The sequence below is a fragment of the Undibacterium sp. genome (assembly GCF_030683615.1).
Taxonomy (GTDB): Bacteria; Pseudomonadota; Gammaproteobacteria; order Burkholderiales; family Burkholderiaceae_D; genus Undibacterium; species Undibacterium umbellatum.
In genome coordinates this window covers 120,263-138,824 of the sequence record NZ_JAUXQE010000043.1, presented here as the reverse complement: position 1 = coordinate 138,824, position 18,562 = coordinate 120,263, and the positions used below count along the sequence as shown (strand labels likewise).

Here is an 18,562-nt window from a genome sequence, read left to right as displayed (position 1 = left end):
CTGGCGCACTGCTTTTGTTGCGCTAGTCTTGTATTGGTAAGGCAAATTGGAAAATAGTACCACCGGCTGGATTTTCATGATGTGAGAGCCTGCCGCCATGGAATTCGATCGCGGTGCGGCAGATATTTAAACCCATGCCCATGCCCGCAGACTTGGTGGTGAAAAACGGTGAAAACAGCTTTTCTGCCACTTCAGTCGGTATGCCATGGCCTCGGTCGGTCACGCTGACGATGATTTGCTGGCTGGCCTCATCCAGCACCGCTTCCACTCGCAGTATGCGTTTTTCTGGTGCTGTGGTTTGCATAGCCTCGATGCCATTCCGGGTCAGGTTCAGCAGCACTTGCTCAAGCAGGACGCGGTCTGCCAGTACCAAGGGCAACTGGGGCTTGATTTTCCATTGCAGGGCGACATGGCTGGCCTGCGCCTGTAGCTCTACCAGTGGCATGGCGCTTTGTATCAAGTCGGCAATTTGCAGAGGCTCGCGGGCGGCTTCGCGTTTTTTCACGAATTCATGCACGCTACGTATAATCTGGCCAGCGCGCTGCGCCTGGGCGTTGACTTTTTCCAGCGCACTCTGGAAAAGACTGCGGTCCATCACACCAGCCTGCAAGAGGTTGACTGCACCAGTGGTATAACTGGAAATGGCCGCCAGTGGCTGATTCAGTTCATGCGCCAGCATGGAAGCAATTTCGCCCATGGTGGCAAGCTTGGCGCTGGTATGCAGTTTTTCTTCTTGCTGACGGCTCAATTCCTGCGCCCGCCTGAGTTCAGAAATATCGAGAATGGAACTCATCCAACCCGTTTGCTTGCCATGCTCATCAATCAGGGCCGATTCATAAATCAGCACAGGAATGCGTTCACCACTGGCATGCTGGTAGATAGTTTCAAAACCTTCTGAAGGAACAGTGCCTGCCAGTAACTGGGTAAAGCGTTGCTGGTATTCTTCTATGGCCTCCGGTGCCCAATAAGGCATGGGGGGGATGCGTCCTATGATTTCTTCAGCCGGGAAACCCACCATGCGGCAAAATGCCGGGTTGACATAGGTCAGGCGGCCGCTCATGTCGCGTGCCCGCAAGCCTGTGACCAGTGAATTTTCCATCGCAGTGCGAAAAGTGACTTGCTGGCGCAATGCACCTTCTGCGGCCAGTCGCCGGTTGATATCCCGCCACAGCGCCAGTAAGCTCCAGATCAGGCCTATTGATAACAGAATGACTGACAGCACCAGCAAGTTGGACAGTAACTTTGGTTCAGTCTTGATGCTATTGGTGCGCAATACCAGGGTCAGGCTGGGTAACTCAAGGGCGCGGCTATGGGTATAGACGTTTTTGCCGCTGCCACCGGCACTGCGTTCGGCAAGGATACGGTCATCGATATCGGTGATGGTTATTTGATTATCCTGGGCAAACCACCAGGGCACCAGCTCTTCCAGTAAGGCATTCATGCGGTAGCTGATCATCATGCTGCCTATCCGGCGCTCATCCCTGACCAGCGGGATCTGGCAATGCATGAGGTAGGCATTCCTGGCATTGATCTCAAGCACGGGTTTCAGACATGCCGTTTCTTCACTGATATCCAGCGAGCCAAATTCAAAATGGGGCAAGGGCAGGCGTTCGGCGCTGGCTTGCAGGGATTCTCTGGTATCAACCAGGACCTTGTTGCTGACGTCATACCAGGCGATGCGCTGGATTTCACGATTGTTCTTGAGTATGGTGTTGAAACGCTCAAGCACAGCTTCTTTTTGGAGTTTTGCTGCCTTGATGTCGCTGCCTATCTGGCGCAAGACTTCATCATTGCGGGTGAGTTGGAACTGTATGGCTTGCTCTACCCACAGCGAATCAGCAATCAATTGTTCCTGACGCTCATTGGCTTCCATGCGTTGCGCCTGCCACGGTAACCAGATCAGCGTGGATAAAAACAACAACAACAGCAAGATGGGGATAATCCAGCGCCATTTTTGGTTGGGCCAGGATTGGGAGCGGTGCGAACTTTTCATCTTGATAGTTTACTTCAGCGTGGGGTTTATCAACAGATGCACAGAAAAACAATTAAGCCTTGTGGTTTTCCACAGTTGCAAGATAATGCTTTGGTTGAAATAATCAGTGTAATAACCCTTATAAAGATCGGAGACAAAGATGAAACTGAAATCCCTGTTGTTTTCTCTGGTGGCTGCCTCTTTGGTGAGTGGTGCTGCGTTTGCACAGGCACCCATCGTCATCAAATTCAGTCATGTAGTGGCAAACGATACGCCAAAAGGCAAGGCTGCCGAACGTTTCAAGGAGCTGGCCGAAAAAGCCACCAAGGGACGCGTCAAGGTTGAACTGTATCCTAACAGCACTTTGTACAAAGACAAGGAAGAACTGGAAGCCCTGCAATTGGGTGCCGTGCAGATGCTGGCTCCTTCGCTGGCCAAGTTTGGCCCCTTGGGCGTCAAGGAATTTGAAGTCTTCGATCTGCCTTACATTTTTCCGTCCAAAGATGTGCTGTATGCAGTGACTGAAGGCCCAATTGGCAAGGATTTGATGAAAAAACTCGAATCCAAGGGAATCACTGGCCTGGCATTTTGGGACAACGGCTTCAAGGTCATGTCTTCCAACAAGCCCATGCATTTGCCAGCAGACATGAAGGGCCAAAAGCTGCGCATACAATCATCCAAAGTGCTGGATGCGCAAATGCGTGCCTTGAGCGCCAATCCTCAGGTGCTGGCATTCTCCGAGGTGTATCAGGCATTGCAAACCGGTGTGGTTGATGGCACAGAGAATCCGCCATCCAACCTCTACACCCAGAAAATGCATGAGGTGCAAAAGCATGTAACCGTCACCAACCACGGTTATCTGGGATATGCGGTGATCGTCAACAAAAAATTCTGGGATGGCTTGCCAGCCGATGTGCGTGCACAGCTGGATGAGGCGATGAAGTCGTCAACCAAGTATGCCAACGCCATCGCCCAGCAAGAGAATGATAATTCTCTGGAAGCGGTCAAGAAATCTGGCAAAACGACGGTTTACGCTTTGACCGACAAGGAAAAAGCCGAATGGCGCAAGACCTTGTTGCCAGTACAGAAAGACATGGAAGGTCGCATAGGCAAAGATTTGATTGCCAATGTGAATAAAGAAGCCGTCAAACTCGGCTATAAATAATATCCTGCCTGCCACCATGGCCTGTTCATGGTGGCATTCTCTACAGTCTGCGCATTCGCGCATGGTTCCGGGTCGGCGTTCTGCTTCCCAGTTCAGGAGCTTATATGAAATTTCTCGATCACCTTGAAGAATGGCTGATCGCTACCCTTATGGGGGCGGCCACACTAGTCATTTTTGTTGCGGTAGTACATCGCTATCTCTCGGGTTTTGCCATACCTGGTTTGCAAGATGCGTTGCTGAAGCTTAATACCAGTTGGGCGCAGGAACTGACTATCTACATGTTTGTGTGGATGGCCAAGTTTGGCGCAGCTTATGGTGTACGTACCGGCATTCACGTAGGTGTTGACGTACTGATCAATAAAATGAATCCGCAATGGCACAACAAGTTTGTTGTTCTGGGTTTGCTGTCTGGTGCCTTGTTCACTGGTATCGTTGGTACCCTGGGTGCAAGTTTTGTCTGGGAAATGTCGCATACTGAACAGACTTCAGCCGATATGGAAATCCCGATGTGGTGGGTCTATCTGGCGATACCGCTGGGTTCTTACCTGATGTGTTTCCGTTTCTTGCAAGTTGCCTGGACTTTCATCAAGACTGGTGAATTACCCAAGCATGATCATGCCCATGTTGAAGGCCTGGAAGATGAGGTGAAAGCATGAACGCCGCGATTATATTTATCTTGTTGTTAGTGTTGATGCTGACAGGCATGCCGATTTCGATATCGCTGGGTCTGACGGTATTGACCTTCCTGTTCGCCATGACCGACGTGCCAATCGCATCGGTGGCATTGAAGTTGTTCACGGGTATAGAGAAGTTTGAGATCATGGCGATCCCCTTCTTTATCCTGGCAGGCAATTTCCTGACCCATGGCGGGGTGGCGCGGCGCATGATCAATTTTGCCGCTTCCATGGTTGGCCACTGGCACGGTGGGTTAGCGCTGGCTGGCGTTATGGCTTGCGCACTGTTTGCAGCGGTATCCGGTTCGTCACCAGCGACCGTGGTCGCGATTGGCTCCATCATTTTGCCAGCGATGGTGAAACAGGGCTATCCAAAAGGCTTTGGTGCAGGTGTCATCACTACCTCTGGTGCGCTGGGTATTTTGATCCCGCCTTCTATCGTCATGGTGATGTATTCGGTCTCTACCAATACCTCAGTTGGCCAATTGTTCATGGCGGGTGTGATACCTGGCTTGATGCTAGCCTTCCTCCTGGGTTTGACGACCTGGTTCTTGGCGAAAAAACATAATTATCCACGCATGCCCAAGGCAAGCTGGGCAGAACGCTGGGCCGCTTTCCGTAAGAGTGCCTGGGGTTTGTTGCTGATAGTGATCGTCATGGGTGGTATCTATTCTGGTATGTTCACACCGACAGAAGCTGCCGCAGTGTCTGCCGTGTATGCCTTTGTTGTTGCCGTGTTTGTGTACAAGGACATGACCATCAAGAAAGTACCCAAGGTCTTGCTGGATTCTGCAGCCATGTCGGCGATGTTGTTGTACATCATCACGAATGCGGTGTTGTTCTCTTTCCTGATGACCAGTGAAAATATCCCTCAAGCCATGGCTGGCTGGATCATGGACAAGGGTTTTGGGGTGATCAGCTTCCTGCTGGTGGTGAACATACTCCTGCTGCTGGCTGGTAATGTCATGGAGCCATCTTCCATCGTCCTGATCATGGCACCTATCCTGTTCCCGGTCGCCATGAAGCTGGGTATCGACCCTGTGCATTTTGGCATCATCATGGTGGTAAACATGGAAGTAGGCATGTGTCATCCACCAGTCGGGCTGAATTTGTATGTCGCTTCAGGAATCACCAAAATGGGGATTACCGAGCTGACCATCGCAGTGTTGCCATGGCTGATGACGATGGTAGGTTTTCTGCTGTTGATTACTTACGTGCCGCAAATCACGATGTGGTTGCCAAATTTGATTTACAAATAAGTTAAACAAAGTAACTTAGCAAAAGTTTAAAAGAAATTGCCGTATTTCCCGCAAGGAAATACGGCAATTTTTATTTTGGCAGAATTAAAATTGGTCTTGCCTAGCACATTTTTTAGGATTATGATCAATTTTCACATATCTGCAACAGTGCACCGTTTTGCGTCATTTTTATTTTGAAAGCCAAAACTTGTCATGCTATATTCACGGCAGTTCAGATTTCTGCAAGACAAAAACAATAATAAAAAACACACAGGTTTAAAAGGCGGTAGTGCAAAATAACGGTAACAATACCGTACACACTGAGGAGACGCGCGTTTTTACTACAAGCTGAGTGAATGTGAAGATGTTAAAAATCGCATACACTAAACAGCCGAAAACGCGAAAGACGTTTTAAAGGCGCATCGGATGATGCGCCTTTTTTTCTTTGTCAAAAAGGAAACCCATGCTGGATAATGAATCCAAGGAATCAGGCCTTTTCTCTGCTATCGTTGAAGCACCTTTCGGTGCCGTAGGCATACGCTGTGAAGGCCAGCACGTCAGTGAACTGGTGTATCTGCCGCCACGCTTCCAGGAAAAAGCGCCTGCTGACAAGGTGGCTGAAAAAGCTGCAAAACAAGTGGCAAGTTATTTACAAGATCCCGACTTTCAATTCAAGCTGCCTTTGAAAGAGGCTGGCACAGCTTTTCAAGCGAGGGTCTGGCAAGCGATTTCTTCGATACCGCGTGGCCAGGTGCTGACTTATGGGCAGATTGCCAAACACATACGCTCGGCGCCACGTGCGGTAGGCCAGGCTTGCGGTGCCAACTGGTATCCCTTGGTGATACCCTGCCATCGGGTCACTGCCGCTGGCGGTCTGGGTGGTTTTGCCCATCATGATGATGAGACTGGATTTCACCTCGGTGTGAAACGCTGGTTGCTGACACATGAAGGTGTAGCTGGTTTTACCCAGGAAGCATTGTGGAAATAAAGCCTTTGCCTGTCATTTTGCCTGAACAATTGATTGGGCAAATCGACCAGTTTTGTGATGCCTTATGGCTGGAAGATGGACTTGCAAAAAACACCATAGAAGCTTATCGCCGCGACATGCGCTTGTTTGCCGAATATCTGCATACAGAGCAGGGCAAGCATTTGCATGAAGTCAGCCACGCTGATATCAATACCTATATTGCGGCAAAACACGAGACTTCCAAAGCCAGCTCGGCCAACCGCCGCATGAGCGTGCTCAAGCGCTTTTACCTGCTCGCCTTCCGTCAGAACCTGGTCAGCCAGAACCCCTGCAGTAAATTGCGTTCGGCCAAGCAGGCACAGCGTTTGCCCAAGACCCTCAGCGAAGCGCAGGTAGTCGCCTTGTTGCAAGCCCCGGATGACAGCAATCCGCATGGCTTGCGTGACAGGACCATGCTGGAATTACTGTATGCCTGTGGCTTGCGCGTCAGCGAGCTGGTAGGTTTGCGTTCGATAGAAGTCGGGCTGAATGAAGGCGTATTGCGCATAACTGGCAAAGGTGACAAAACCAGGCTGGTGCCATTTGGTGAAGTGGCAAGGGCCTGGATGGAGCGCTATCTGCACGAGGGCAGGCCAGCCATCCTGAACGGCCAGATCGATGACGCCTTGTTCGTGACTGCACGCGGTGCTGCCATGACCAGGCAAATGTTCTGGATACTCATCAAAAAATATGCCTTGCAGGCAAATATCACTACCCATTTGTCGCCGCACACCTTGCGTCATGCGTTTGCAACACACTTGCTGAATCATGGTGCTGATTTGCGGGTAGTCCAATTATTACTGGGCCATGCGGATATTTCAACGACGCAAATTTATACGCATGTGGCGCGAGAACGTTTGAAGAAACTACATGCGGATCATCATCCGCGAGGTTGAGTTGTCTTGTTGTATTCAAAAAAAATCCACGCTGAGCGTGGATTTTTAATTGGGACATTAGAATTTATTTAACAGCGGTATTCTCATCCAGGAATTTTTCCACCTTGGTCCAGAAGTCGACGTTGTTTCTCAGCAGACGCCAGCCATGGCCTTCTTCCTTATAAGTGATCCACTCAATTTTGGCATTTGCTGGAGCTGCTTTTTTGAATTTTTCACCATGTATCAGAGGTACGCGTCTGTCAGCAACACCATAAGCAAGAATCAAGGGCTTGGTCAGTCTGTGGGCTTGCTCCGCAGGGGAAGTCGCTTTCAATTGTTCAGCATCCTTCTGCTGGTCACCGATCAGGATAGGCATGCCAAAACGCTGCCATGCGCTGCCATCCTGGTCACTCCAGGTGACGTCATACAGCAAATTGATATCAGACACACCTACCCAACTGATACCGCAACGGTACAGGTCCGGGTCTTTGATTAATCCCATCAGTACTGCATAACCACCGTAACTGGCACCTGCGATGCAAACGCGGTTGGCATCGGCATAGCCTTTTTCTATTGCCCATTTTGTCGCATCGGTGATGTCATCCTGCATGGCCAGTCCCCATTGCTTCCAGCCAGACTTGAACAGATTTTTGCCATAGCCAGTACTGCCACGGAAATCTGGTTCCAGAACCGCATAACCGCGCGAGGCAAGGAATTGGGTTTGCGGATTCCAGCCCCAGCGCCCACCACGCACATACGGACCGCCATGCACCATGACCACCATGGGCAGATTTTTACCTGTGCTATTACGCGGCAAGGTCAGGTAAACCGGGATTTCCATACCATCACGTGCCTTAATGCGGAAGAAATCCTGGTAAGACATTTTTTTGGAATCCACTTCAGGCAAGCTGTCACCAATTGCGGTGAATTGCTCAGCCTTTGTGTCGAACAAGAATGTCGATCCAGGGTGAATGTCTGAAAATGAGGTGACCAATACGACGTTACTTTCATCGCCTTCGGCAATGGTCAGCATATTGACAGTGTTAGGTAATTTTTCGTCGATTTTCTTTTGTATCGCCTTGTATTTTTCATCAAACCACGTCACTCCTGGTGCATCAGTTTCATAACGCACACCCAAAAGCTTGTTTTGTTTTTTGTTAAAAATAAAACTGCCTGAAAAATCAAAGCCTTTGGCGGAGATAAGGGGAGTTGCATCAATCTGATTTTTTTCCAGATCGTAGCGATACACAGATTTGGTATCCTGCCCCTGATTCGCAGTCACGTAGAGCTGGCCATCCGGTGCGATAAATGCGGGAGAGAAACCATCTTCTGTTCTGCCGTTATATTCTATGAGCTTGCGCCATTGTTTGGTGTTTGGGTCTTTATACTGAACACCACTTATTTCATCCAGGTTTGTCATGGCAATACGTGGTTCACCAGACATATCAGTCAGAACTCCGGTGGAGTTGGGCGGCGTCTGTATGATTTCGTTATAGCCAGTCAGCGTATTTAATTTCAGAATGCTGGCCGTCGGATTTTGCCTGGTGCCACTACCATGAGCGACTATTACATCGTCTGAATTCTCCACACCTGTCGAACTGACAAAGTAATGACGCGAAGTCAGCACGCGAAATTTACCAGAACTCCCCATCGTTTCTATCAGTTGACGAAATTCTGAGCCATCTTTATTGACTGCAAACAGACCGCTACCTTTATAGACTTCGCCAGCCCCCAGTTTTCTGTCGCCAATACCGAATACCAATCGATTATTGTTCACCCAGGAAAAGAAAGTGACGTCACTTTTTTCATACTGTGCCAGGATCTTGGGAGTGCGGCTAGTGAGATTCATGACAGCAAGATTTAATCTCTCATTAGCACCAGCGGAAATCATTGCTAAATATTTGCCGTCAGGTGAGAAGCGGATCCCATTGATTTGTGGGCTCTTGAAGAATTTTTCTACAGGGATGCGCTCAGACACGCTGTCAGCATATGCTGGCAATGCCAGGCTGCCTGCAATAATTGCCCCGACGGAAAAACATCGGAACACGGAAATTATCATTTGATTCATTGTTTTTTCCATGAAATTTTAAAAAAAAATAAACAGCACCAAAAATAAACGCCCCGGAATACGAGGCGTTTATTCATTACACTACGTCACCGAATCAACGGAAAACGTATTTTGCTGATAACGTGAAATAACGACCGAAGTTATTATGCAAAGTGGTGTTGTAACCTTGCTGCACTGTTGTACTGGTGTTGGAACCAGGAGCATACGGTGCTTTTGAATCTGTAATGTTCCTGATATTCAGGCCCAGTGTCAGATTCTTGATACCAGAGTAGCTGTAACCTAAATCCAAAGTAGTCCAGCTCGCCATTTGGCAATCAGGGAAATACTTGTTGTAGTTCGGCTGGAGCTGGATTGAAGTTGCACTTGCTGGTTGACCTGAGCCGTAGTGGCAATACGGTACAGGGTAGGTGTCGGCATTGTCATAACGACGATATTGAGCAATGCTGTCTGTGAAGCGCAATGTGCCATAAACAGTATGTGGACCTTTTTCCCAGACGCTAGACAGGGAGGCGCGCAGACGTGGAATGGAACCAACAGACGTTGCCCAGTCGTTCAAGCCACCATTTGTACCAACAGCATTTCTCTCTGCATCACCAGGTGCTTCTGCGCGACGATATGAAATCAGGTAGGTAGATTTCAAAGAAGTCGTCAACTTGCCATTTTCGCCGAGGTTGTTGCGCAATTTCAGCTCAACATCAACGCCGCTCACTTCAGTACTGCCTTGATTTACCCAAGGAGTTTTGACAGCCAGCAATGGACCTGTACCTGGAATAGGGTTACCGTTGGCATCTTTCAACTGATTCAGTGGATTAGTATCGCGTAAGATATAGTCCGCTGGGAAATTGGCTGGATGTTCCAACAGGAAAGTTGAGCTACTCAGAGCAACTTCACCTTCTTGACGCAGTTTATAGGCATCTATAACCACGTCAAAATTGGATGAAGGAGAGTAGATCATGCCTAAAGCATAGCTCTTGGATTTTTCTGGCTTCAGTTCTGGATTGGCACCGCCTACACCGGAAACGCTCTTGGAGCAATCAGCCTGTTCTGCACCTGCAACTGGATTTGCACCATTTGGGCAACGGATAGGGTCAACTGTACCGTTCAGGAAGAACTGGGCACCACCTGCCGCAACTTGTGACAACGCTGGTGCGCGGAAACCTTCGGCATAAGTACCACGGAAAGCCAAACCATCTGTGACTGTCCATTTTGCACCAACCTTAGGTACGAAATTACCTTTGAAACTTGGATATTTATCGTAGCGGCCAGCAAAGTCCATTTCAAAGTTTTTAAGGAATGGTGTGCGTAATTCAACGAAAGCAGATGAAACATTGCGTTGCGCATTGATTGCTGTTGTGGACAAACCAAGTACGTCACCACGTGCATTGATAGGGTCTGGATCTATCGTCAGTTTTTCCTGGCGTAACTCAACACCAGCAGCGAAACCAATTGCACCGCCACCGAGAGAGCCAAACTCGGTTGTTGCTTTGCCATCCCATTGGGTGATTTCAGCAGTGCCGATATTGGTTAAGTCAGGACTGATGGTTGGATCAGCAGCCAATGAAGCCAGCGAACGGTTTTCTGTAATTAACTTGCGCAGTGTAGGCAGGTACAAGAAACCATGGGCTACTTCATTGCGCTTGGAGCGATTCCACAGTACGGCGCTTTCCCAGTCCCAAGTAGAGATACTGCCCTTCAAGCCAGCGACCAAGCGGGCGCTCTGATTTTGCAAGTCGGTACCAGTTCTTAAATTTTCGAAGCGATAAGCAACTGCTGAGCGAGCGTCCTTGTTTGGATTGTCAGGGTGCCCAACCGGCAAAATTGCCTGGAAAGGTGTCGCCAGACCGCCAACCAGGAAGTTCGTGGTAGGTGAAGTGCCGCTGATGCTGCGTGCCGGGGAGCGATATACGCGCTTAGAATCTGTGTAAGCAAATTCACCAAAAGCCGACAGCTTGTCATTGATCTTCAGGTTACCAACGGTCATGAAGTTGACATCATCACCTTTGCTTTGTACGTCGGTGCTGGCTTCCAGATCGTAATTACAGAAAGTGCGGCCACGCAGTACACTGGTAGCAGCAATATTATGCTCAGCGCCGCCTACCAGTTTGCGGGATGCATCACAATTGGTTTGATTGATGACAGTCGCGCCAGTCGTGAAAAACGACAGTGCACCAGGTGTACGTTCTTTATAAAAGAATGCCTGGTTGGAAATGCTGCTGCTGTAAGGATTCAGGCGGAAATTGATATCAGAATACAGCTTGGCTTCTATATCATTTGAGCCATTTTGCACTGTTGTAGCATTTTGTTTTCTGTAATCAATAGCAAACAGGACATTGTAACCCTGGCTCGAATAGTCACCGAAACCTATCGTAGCGTTGACATTTTGACGACCAAATTCACGGTCGTCATTGGCGCCGACTTTGACAGAAGCTTCACCGCCCTGATAGTCACGTTTGGTAATGAAGTTGATAACGCCAGCAACCGCATCAGAACCGTAAATCGCAGATGCGCCATCCTTGAATATTTCTACTTTTTCGATTGCTGAAATTGGGATGCTGTTCAGATCGTACAGCGTGGACTGACCATTGTTTGGATTTGCATACGCAGATGGCGTCATGCGGCGGCCGTTCAACAGGATAAGTGTCGAAGTAGAGCCCAGGCCGCGCAAGGAGGCTGTTGCAACACCACGGGAAAAGCCATTTTGATCTGGTGTATCGTTATAACCACCAGTACCCATGGACGGGACATTTTTTAACAACTCCAACACCGTAGTTGCACCACTTTGCGTGATTTCTTTAGCAGTGATGGTTTGTATCGGTGAAGTTCCTTCTTTATCTGCACGCTTGATGTTCGAGCCGGTAATTTCGATACGTTGTGGTGCTTCAGTCTGAGCGTGGGCATAGCCCCCGATCAGCATGGAGCCAGCAAATACGCTGAGCGCCAGGCGCACTGACTGCACGCCTATTTTTTCTTTAAATATCATTATTGTTCCCTCTTTGTTGATAGACCAGATGCAATCGGGTGCCGGATCCGTTTAAGCAGCCAGGGTGAAGTTTCAAAAATTTTGTGAATTTCCAAACTTTTCTGTACTGCTGTCTGATGAATTTTCGCCAAATCTTTCTTCTCTATATTTGCGCGGAGGAAATGAAAGGCAATGAATCAAACAGAACTTTATTATGTAAATAAAATACCTTTGGTGGAAAGCATTTGTTACCAAATTTTGACTTGCTGTTGTTTGACGGCGACAAGAAATGAAAATTTAATTTCTAATTTTTCATGAATTTGAAATTAAGTGATCATTTTGCAAATGCATTCAATTCCATATAATTTCTATGAATATGCTTATAAAATGAAGAAAATATGAACTATATGAAAGAAAATGTCTTCAAATCATGATGATTTTCTGATTTGAACAGATTCTCAAAAATGCGAAAAAATTTTCAAATTTAAAGATTTCTGCAAAAATCGCAGCTGCTGATAAGTTCCTGCAACTTGTAAGAACTTGTAACGTAATAGTCGGTCTATGACCTTGGTGGCACGTGTGTTTATGTTAAGTGCATGTATTACTGTCAAAATAATTAACCAGGAAAAAATATGAAATTGCCAAAAGAAGTACATTTCAAGAAAAAGACCCTACTCCTTTTGTTGTGTGCCATGAGTGAGCTTGCATTTGCTCAGACACCTCCTGCAGCAAGCCCTGCAACGAATGGCAATGCTACTGCAACTCCTGCTGTTGCACCTGTTGCAGCACCCGCACCAGCGCCTGGTTTGCGCCCATTCAAAGATATCATCAAGGATGCAAAAGAGCTCAAGGGCTTTTTTAATCTGTATCAGAAAGACGACAAGGTCTGGATGGAAATCCGTCCTGAGCAATTTGATAAGCCCTTCCTGTTTACTTACAATATTCCCAACAGCATAGGTGAGCGTGGTTTGTATGGTAGCCAGATGGGTCGTGGTTATCAGGCAGTATTCAAAAGAATCGGCAATCAGGTGCAATTGCTGGCCAGGAATACAGAATTCTATGCAACCCCAGGTACTCCTCAGGCACTGGCCGTAGCCCAGGCTTTTTCAGATAGTTTGTTGGCCAGTGCTCCGGTCTTGAGTTCTCCGAATAGTGATTCTAAAGGCATCTTGGTAGATGCCAGTACCTTGCTGTTCAACGATATTCCTGCTTACTCAACAAGGTTGGAATTTGCCTACCGTACTATGTATGTACTGGACAAGCCGAATACCAGTTTCGGTAAATTGACTGCAGATGAGTCTTTGGCTGGTTTCTTCGTCAATGCGCACTTTGCCACGCCACGCATTGCTGCTGCGCCGCTGGTGCCGCCACCAGTTCCTATGCCTACGCCACCACAAACGACGCCTGATCCACGTAGTTTCTTTGTAGGCTTTTATTTTAATTTCGCAGCCTTGCCAGCAGAAGTGATGCGCCCACGTCTTGCAGATGACCGCTTAGGGCACTTTGTCACGACCAGCTACGATTTCACCGAAGATATCAAGCCCAAGACTTCACGCCATTTCGTCAATCGCTGGCGTCTGGAAAAGCAAGACCCGGCAGCGGCTTTATCCGAACCCAAACAGCCTATTGTTTACTGGCTGGATAAAAACGTACCAGAAAAATATCGCAAGTCCATTACCGAAGGTGTACTGGAGTGGAACAAGGCATTTGAAAAGATAGGTTTCAAAAACGCTGTTGTGGCGAAACAGCAAACCGAAAAAGACAATTTCGACACCATGGATGCGCGTCATGCCTCGATACGCTGGTTTGTCGGTGCGGATGTCGGTTTCGCCATTGGCCCTTCGCGTGTCGATGAGCGCAGTGGTGAAATCCTGGATGCAGATATTGGCATGTCAGATGTGTTCGCCCGTGGCGCACGCCGTATGATAGGTGAGGATGCGCAGGCACATGCCATGTCAGGCCACGCCCACGGTGAATGTAATTTTGCTCATGAGGCATCGATGGAAATGGGTTTCGCCATGGATTTGCTGGATGCCCGTGGTGAAGTCGACATGGATAGCCCCAAGGCTGAAGCGCTGGCACAAGCCTATGTAAAAGATGTGATCATGCATGAAGTCGGCCACACTCTGGGTTTGCGCCACAACTTCCGCTCTTCCACGATTTATACCTTGAAGCAATTGCAAGATCCGGCCTTTACCAAAGTCAATGGCATGGCTGGCTCCATCATGGATTATGTCCCTTTCAACCTGGCGACCAAAGGCGAGCCTCAGGGGGAGTATGTGATGTCGTCCCTGGGACCTTATGATTATTGGGCGATTGAGTATGCTTACAAGCCTGTTGACGCGGACAAAGAAAAAGAAGAACTGGCCCGTATCGCATCGCGCTCTACGGAACCTTTGCTGGCCTATGGCACAGACGAGGATTCCATGGGAACGCTGGTATCCGACCCCGATGTCAACGTCTTTGATCTGGGTTCAGATCCGCTGGCTTACATCCAAAAGCGCCTAACAATTTCGCGTGAATTATGGGACAGGCTGCAAACTCGACAGCTCAAGACTGGCGATAGCTATGAAACCCTGCGCCGCAGTTTTGAGTATGGTTTCGGTCAATTTGCCCGTACCATGCCAGTAGCGACCAAATTCGTTGGCGGCACTACCTTCTTGCGTGATCATGCTGGTACAGGTCGTGCAACGTACACACCGATCGCCGCAGAGCGCCAGCGTCAGGCCTTGAAGCTGGTTTCTGACAGTTTGTTCACCGCAAAGAGCTTTGTCTTCTCACCTGAATTATTGAGCCGTATGGGTGTGGATCATTTCCAGCGCGCCAACCGTAACGACATTTCCATATCTGCCCGTTTGCTGGGTTTGCAGACAGCAGCTTTGGATCAGTTGATGTCGGATGTCGTTGCCCAACGTATGCTCAACGCAGCAGAAAAAATACGTGATCCCAAGAAAGTGTTGTCCTTGCATGAGCTGTATGGCACTTTGCAAACCAGTATCTGGAGTGAATTGTCCAGCGGTGCCGACATCGTTTCTGCACGTCGTAATCTGCAACGCGAGCATCTGAAGCGTTTATCAAATGCCTTGTTGAAACCAGCAGCAACTACTCCTGCAGATGCCCGCAGCCTGCAAAGAGAACAGGCGAATCAGTTGTTGGTGGCTATCCGTGCTGCGGTCGGCAAGCCTATGAGTGCAGAAGCGCGCGCTCACTTGTCGGAGAGCCTGGCAACCTTGAATGAAGTGCTGAAGGCTTCGCTTGTAAGGACTGGCGTTTAATGATGTAAATAATATCTGCTATTTACATAATTTTATTGATTCAATTATTTAAATGTTAAAAGCCCGTGCATTGCACGGGCTTTTTTATGGGCGCAGGTGTTACGAATTGGCCTTAAATAGTTTGCACTATTTTTTTTCCTCAGCGAAAAGTTCCCGCGTAAGTACGAAAAAACAACAGTGCTAAATATATTTTAATGCTTGCTCAATATGCAATTTTTAAAAACATAATTCTGGTTACGCAGAAAATTCCATAAAAAACACATATTTTTAGGGCTAATCAAAAACAATATTCCCAATTGTTAAAAATGTCGAGGATGAAAACCGGGGCTCATTAAGAAAAACTAAACATGTTACATAATGTCACAGTTCATAATCACTGTTCTTCCAAAGAACCTTATGTTTTTGCAAGCAGATATATCCGGTGAAGTAAGGGAGATTGTCATTTTCAAGGGATGAAAATGACAACTATGCCGAATAAAATTTGAGCAAAAATGAAGCGCAATCGTTCCTGGAAGTTCGCGCTTGCATTGAAAAATTAAAATAGAAAGGTAATTCATGAAGCTGAGTCGTCTCGCATTTGCATTGTCCAGCATAGGTCTGTTCTCTATCGCCACAGGCGTATTGGCACAGGTGACCACCACTAAAGAGGATGAAAAGAAATCAGAAAAAATCCAGAAAGTGGAAGTGACTGGTTCAAAAATTAAACGTATCAACTACGAAACAGCATCTCCGGTACAAGTTATTACCCGTGATGAGCTGGTACGTGGTGGCGCTACTTCCCTGACTGAAGTATTGAAAACCATTTCTGCCAACCAGGGTGGTATTGACGAAAACCGTACCAATGGTTTTACCGCCGGCGCATCCGGTCTGAATTTGCGTGGTATCGGTAGCCAGGCAACATTGGTACTTATCAATGGCCGCCGTCTGGCCGCCTACGCACAACCAGAATATCAAACCACTTTCGTCGATTTGAATTCCGTGCCGGTTGGTGCGGTTGAGCGTATCGAAGTTTTGAAAGATGGCGCATCGGCGATTTACGGTTCAGAAGCGATGGCAGGTGTGGTGAACATCATCTTGCGTGACAGTTTCGTGGGCGCAGAAATAAGCGGCTCTATTTCTCAATCACAAAAAAATGACGGTGAACAAGTCCGTACCAGCCTGAGCTATGGTTTCGGTAGCTTGGTGGAAGATCACTACAATGTTTATGCCACCCTGGATATTCGTCAGCGCAAGCCTATGTTTATCAGCAAGCGCGATGATTACCTGAGCACACTGGACTTGCGTCCTTATGGCTATAAAGATAACCGCTCGCTGTACACATTCCCGGGCAATATCTACTGGACAGACAAAGCTACAGGTAAATTTGTTTCACAAACCCTGGACAAGAATTGTGCTCCCAATAACCTGGTTCCTGCTGATATCTTCTTTGGTGCTGGCACAGTAGGTAATGCTTGTGTATTTGATGACTTGAAAGATGCATCGGTTAACTCTGGCGGCAAAACTGACCGTGTCGGTTTGACCAGCCGCGGTACATGGCAAATCAATGCCGACACCAGTGCATTTGCAGAAATCATGTACAACCAGAATAAGGCGACCGTAACAGGTTTGCCACACTGGTTTGCAGGGCAGGTTGGTCAGCCGACAGGGCCGTTGCCAATTACCCATCCACAATATCCTAAAGAGTTGATTGACCCAGTGACTGGGAAGACACTGGCGGGTGGTAACGGCACTGTGCGTGTGCGCGCATCCTTGAAAGATTTTCCTGGCCAAGGTTTGGAAAATACCACGGATTTTGGCCGTTACCTGGCTGGTTTGAAAGGCACGTATGCGAACTGGGATTGGGAAACTGCGCTGATGTTCAACACCAGCAAGGTTGAATCCAAAGCCACCGCCGGTATCTTGTCCAAGCCATTTATCGAAGCCTACAATAACGGTACTTTCCTGTTTGGCAGCTCTGCACAAAACGCTGAACTGTACAAAAAACTTGTGACAGGTTCTTCTGATAACTTCAAATCCGGCATGTATATGTGGGATGGCAAAGTATCCGGTGAAGTGATGCAATTGCCAGCCGGCCCTATGTCCATCGCTGTTGGTGTTGAGGCACGTCGCGAAACACTGGAAGTCAATCCTTCCCAATTGTCTATCGATGGCGAGTTGTATCATCGCGCACAATCAGAACCAGGCTATAAGCGCGGCCGCAATATCGCGTCTACCTATGCTGAATTGTCAGTACCTATCTTCAAGACACTGGAAGGCCAGATTGCAGCACGTTATGACCGTTACTCTGATTATGGTAATTCAACCACACCAAAAGTCGGCTTGAAATGGAATGCTGATCCAACTTTGCTGGTACGCGGTACTTACGCAACCGGTTTCCGTGCACCGACTCTGGTAGAAAACTCTACCCAGATCTTGAAGGCTTTCCTGTCTTATCGCGATCCTGAACGTTGCAATGACAAATTCAAGAACGGTTGCCAATGGAGTAGTGCTTATGAAAGCGGTTCTAATCCCAACCTGAAACCTGAAACTGCAGACAGCTTTACCCTGGGTCTGGTATGGGAGCCAACATCATGGTTGAATGCCAGCCTGGATTTCTGGCAAATCAAACGCAAGGATGAAATTTCCACATTTGATTTGACGACGGTCCTGGCAAATCCTGGCCGTTATGCAGGCAACCCTGCTGCTGTCATTACACGTGATCCCTTGACCGCCGCTGACAGGGCCGCTGGTGCGACTGCTGGTGAAATTAGCAACCTCAGATTGTTGCTGACTAACGTGGCGACGACACAGGTACGTGGTTTGGATCTGGACATCAACACCAAATTCAACCTGGGTGAATATGGCCGTATCACGCCGAATATGAAAGTGACTTACAACCACTCTTATAAATCTGCACCATCCCCTGAAACAGCTGCAATCGAGTATGCAGGTACACGTAATCAACCCCGTGTTCAGGCTACTGCTGGCATAGGCTGGGAAAAAGCAGCATGGAAAGCCTCTGTCGATGCAGTGCATATCGGTCACATGTCTTCTAATGGTGACTTTACACAGCCATGTGTATTCGAAACCCAGGGTTATGCCAACCTGTGCAAGGATATCCCATCCTTCACGACCTTCAACGTCGGTGGTAGCTATACTGGCCTGATGAAAGACTTGAAGCTGAGCTTCGCGATCAGGAACGTACTGGACCGCATGCCGCCGTTTGCGCCAAGTGCTACATCATCGCAGGCGATTGCAGCTGTCACTGGCTTGCATGACGTCATTGGTCGTTACTTCCAGATCACTGTGGATTACAAATTCAAGTAATCTTGTGAGCTGATAAGTGCCGGA

Annotated in this window: 10 protein-coding genes; 7 read left to right on the top strand and 3 right to left on the bottom strand. The window is 48.2% G+C overall.

Going from position 1 to position 18,562, the window contains the following annotated elements; genetic code table 11:
- Nucleotides 1–22: 22 nt before the first annotated feature.
- The gene (locus Q8K39_RS23750; protein ID WP_305263619.1) at nucleotides 23–1,993 is read right to left on the bottom strand and encodes an ATP-binding protein; all 1,971 of its coding nucleotides are present in this window, start codon (nucleotides 1,991–1,993) and stop codon (nucleotides 23–25) included.
- A gap of 139 nt (nucleotides 1,994–2,132) precedes the next feature.
- On the opposite strand from Q8K39_RS23750, the gene Q8K39_RS23745 reads away from it, so the two are divergent.
- The 5 genes from Q8K39_RS23745 (at nucleotide 2,133) to xerD (ending at nucleotide 6,951) form a co-directional block, all read left to right on the top strand.
- Nucleotides 2,133–3,137: a TRAP transporter substrate-binding protein gene (locus Q8K39_RS23745; RefSeq protein ID WP_305263618.1), complete on the top strand. Its 1,005-nt coding sequence runs from the start codon at nucleotides 2,133–2,135 to the stop codon at nucleotides 3,135–3,137.
- A gap of 104 nt (nucleotides 3,138–3,241) precedes the next feature.
- On the top strand, nucleotides 3,242–3,793 hold the full coding sequence (locus Q8K39_RS23740) for a TRAP transporter small permease (protein ID WP_186952427.1): 552 nt from the start codon (nucleotides 3,242–3,244) through the stop codon (nucleotides 3,791–3,793).
- Entirely contained in the window at nucleotides 3,790–5,070 is a 1,281-nt protein-coding gene (locus Q8K39_RS23735; protein ID WP_186952429.1) for a TRAP transporter large permease, read from the top strand. The genes Q8K39_RS23740 and Q8K39_RS23735 overlap by 4 nt, the downstream gene beginning before the upstream one ends.
- A 442-nt stretch (nucleotides 5,071–5,512) precedes the next feature.
- Nucleotides 5,513–6,037, top strand: coding sequence for a methylated-DNA--[protein]-cysteine S-methyltransferase (locus tag Q8K39_RS23730; protein ID WP_305263617.1), 525 nt, complete (start codon nucleotides 5,513–5,515; stop codon nucleotides 6,035–6,037).
- A complete protein-coding gene (xerD, locus tag Q8K39_RS23725; RefSeq protein ID WP_305263616.1) occupies nucleotides 6,028–6,951 on the top strand; it encodes a site-specific tyrosine recombinase XerD in 924 nt (307 codons plus the stop codon). The genes Q8K39_RS23730 and xerD overlap by 10 nt, the downstream gene beginning before the upstream one ends.
- Before the next feature lie 64 nt (nucleotides 6,952–7,015).
- Here the strand turns inward: xerD and Q8K39_RS23720 are convergent, their stop codons facing one another.
- Both Q8K39_RS23720 and Q8K39_RS23715 read right to left on the bottom strand, forming a co-directional pair.
- A complete protein-coding gene (locus Q8K39_RS23720; protein WP_305263615.1) occupies nucleotides 7,016–8,998 on the bottom strand; it encodes an alpha/beta fold hydrolase in 1,983 nt (660 codons plus the stop codon).
- A gap of 94 nt (nucleotides 8,999–9,092) precedes the next feature.
- Complete coding sequence (locus Q8K39_RS23715; RefSeq protein WP_305263614.1) at nucleotides 9,093–11,978, bottom strand: TonB-dependent receptor domain-containing protein; 2,886 nt, start codon at nucleotides 11,976–11,978, stop codon at nucleotides 9,093–9,095.
- Nucleotides 11,979–12,589: 611 nt separating this feature from the next.
- On the opposite strand from Q8K39_RS23715, the gene Q8K39_RS23710 reads away from it, so the two are divergent.
- On the top strand, nucleotides 12,590–15,232 hold the full coding sequence (locus Q8K39_RS23710) for a zinc-dependent metalloprotease (protein ID WP_305263613.1): 2,643 nt from the start codon (nucleotides 12,590–12,592) through the stop codon (nucleotides 15,230–15,232).
- Between the two features lie 555 nt (nucleotides 15,233–15,787).
- Nucleotides 15,788–18,538: a TonB-dependent receptor gene (locus Q8K39_RS23705; protein WP_305263612.1), complete on the top strand. Its 2,751-nt coding sequence runs from the start codon at nucleotides 15,788–15,790 to the stop codon at nucleotides 18,536–18,538.
- The last annotated feature ends 24 nt before the right edge of the window (nucleotides 18,539–18,562 follow it).

Bases quoted from the DNA above. Each gene is read 5' to 3' on its own strand.
- Q8K39_RS23750 (WP_305263619.1), bottom strand. From the start codon at position 1,993: ATGAAAAGTTCGCACCGCTCCCAATCCTGGCCCAACCAAAAATGGCGC.
- Q8K39_RS23745 (WP_305263618.1), top strand. From the start codon at position 2,133: ATGAAACTGAAATCCCTGTTGTTTTCTCTGGTGGCTGCCTCTTTGGTG.
- Q8K39_RS23740 (WP_186952427.1), top strand. From the start codon at position 3,242: ATGAAATTTCTCGATCACCTTGAAGAATGGCTGATCGCTACCCTTATG.
- Q8K39_RS23735 (WP_186952429.1), top strand. From the start codon at position 3,790: ATGAACGCCGCGATTATATTTATCTTGTTGTTAGTGTTGATGCTGACA.
- Q8K39_RS23730 (WP_305263617.1), top strand. From the start codon at position 5,513: ATGCTGGATAATGAATCCAAGGAATCAGGCCTTTTCTCTGCTATCGTT.
- Q8K39_RS23720 (WP_305263615.1), bottom strand. From the start codon at position 8,998: ATGAATCAAATGATAATTTCCGTGTTCCGATGTTTTTCCGTCGGGGCA.
- Q8K39_RS23715 (WP_305263614.1), bottom strand. From the start codon at position 11,978: ATGATATTTAAAGAAAAAATAGGCGTGCAGTCAGTGCGCCTGGCGCTC.
- Q8K39_RS23710 (WP_305263613.1), top strand. From the start codon at position 12,590: ATGAAATTGCCAAAAGAAGTACATTTCAAGAAAAAGACCCTACTCCTT.
- Q8K39_RS23705 (WP_305263612.1), top strand. From the start codon at position 15,788: ATGAAGCTGAGTCGTCTCGCATTTGCATTGTCCAGCATAGGTCTGTTC.